Origin of the sequence: Micromonospora sp. NPDC047740 (assembly GCF_043204735.1) — a bacterium.
In the GTDB taxonomy this organism is placed as follows: Bacteria; Actinomycetota; Actinomycetes; order Mycobacteriales; family Micromonosporaceae; genus Micromonospora.
In genome coordinates, this window is the sequence record NZ_JBIDCT010000054.1 from 1 (window position 1) to 1,434 (window position 1,434).

Below are 1,434 nucleotides of genomic sequence, written 5' to 3' on the forward strand. Positions count from 1 at the left end.
TACTCCAGCCGGGGATCGTGATCACGGCTCGATAAGGGCTTGTCGGGCGTAATGGCTGTTCATGGCGCGGGCTTGGTGGCGGCGTCGGCGGATCGACCAGAGCAAGGGGTCGGTGTGGCGGCGGGTGGGCTCGATGATCAGGACGTTGAACAGGTGGCGTAGCTCGTTGACGGTTAGCGGAATCAGCCCGGCTGGGTCGGGCCGGTCGCGGTGAGCGGTGGCAGCGGCGAGGAAGGCGTGGGCGAGGATCGCCAGGGTGGTCCAGCGGTGCCAGGACGTCCAGCGGCGGTTTTGGTGCTGGTCGAGGCCGAGGCCGGTCTTCGCGGCTTGGAACGACTCTTCAATTTTCCAGCGGCGCCCGGCCACTGTGACGAGGGTGTGCAGCGGGACGGGTTCGGATGACCAGCAGCGGTAGAAGGCCAGCTCGCCGGTTGTCCGGTTGCGGCGGATCAGGAGCCAGTGGTGTCCGCCGTGCTGGTCGCGGTGGGCGGGTAGGGCGGTGAAGGACCAGTCGTAGTAGCGGTGTCCCTTGGCGCCTCGACCGGCGGACACGCGCTGCCAGGCAGAAGCGGGCAGTCCCGTGGCCAGCGCGTCCACGCGGTAGACACCGAGGCTGGTGGTCACCTGATGCGAGCAGGCCACCGCCAGGACGTAGCCCAGTTGCAACTGACGAAGCCGGGCGGCCAGGCGCGGGTCAGCGCCGTAGGCTTCGTCGCCGGCCACCCAGCGGCAGGGCAGCCCGGCGGTGACCGCGGTCTCGATCATCCGGGACGCCAGCTGCGGCTTGGTCGCGAACCGCACCTGCTCCGGGACACCCGCCTCAGCCCGGCGTTGCGTGTCGTCGCACCACGATTTCGGGAGGTAGAGGGCTGCGTCGAGCATCGCGTGAACCACCTCGGTGGCGTAGACCAGATGCACGGCGAGCTGGCAGTTCTCGATCTTTCCGGCGGTGCCGGAGTACTGCCGCTGAACGCCGACGGTGTGCCGGCCCTTCTTCAGATCACCGGTCTCGTCGATGACCAGTACCGCTTCGGTGTCGCCGAACTGCTCGCAGACGAACTCACGCACGTCGGCGCGGACCGCCACGTCGTCCCACTTCACCCGGGTCAGTAGGTCCTGCATCCCGTCCGGACCGGCGTCGCCGGCGTGTTCAGCGATCGTCCAGCAGTTCTTACGCGGTAGCGGCGCCAGCAGGCCCCGGACAAAGTCCCGTACCCGTCGCCGGGGCTCCGGCCTGCGGAAACGTTGGCCGACAGTGAACAGTAGGTCGTCGAACAACATCCGCCATCGTTGGGCGTCTACCCTGTATCCGGCAGCCACCGCTGCGTCATGGTCAGTCCACACAACCGTCCATGATCGACGGTGGCTGCCCTCGTTCCCGCGCCGCATCACGCCACAGCTCAGCCAAGGTCAACATCCCCGGCTGGAGTACTA

1 protein-coding gene is annotated in these 1,434 nt (G+C 67.8%); it reads right to left on the bottom strand.

The window, feature by feature from the left end; all coding sequences use genetic code 11:
* Window positions 1-21: 21 nt before the first annotated feature.
* On the bottom strand, window positions 22-1,263 hold the full coding sequence (locus ACGF4F_RS37350; protein WP_393085261.1) for an IS701 family transposase: 1,242 nt from the start codon (window positions 1,261-1,263) through the stop codon (window positions 22-24).
* Between the last annotated feature and the right edge of the window lie 171 nt (window positions 1,264-1,434).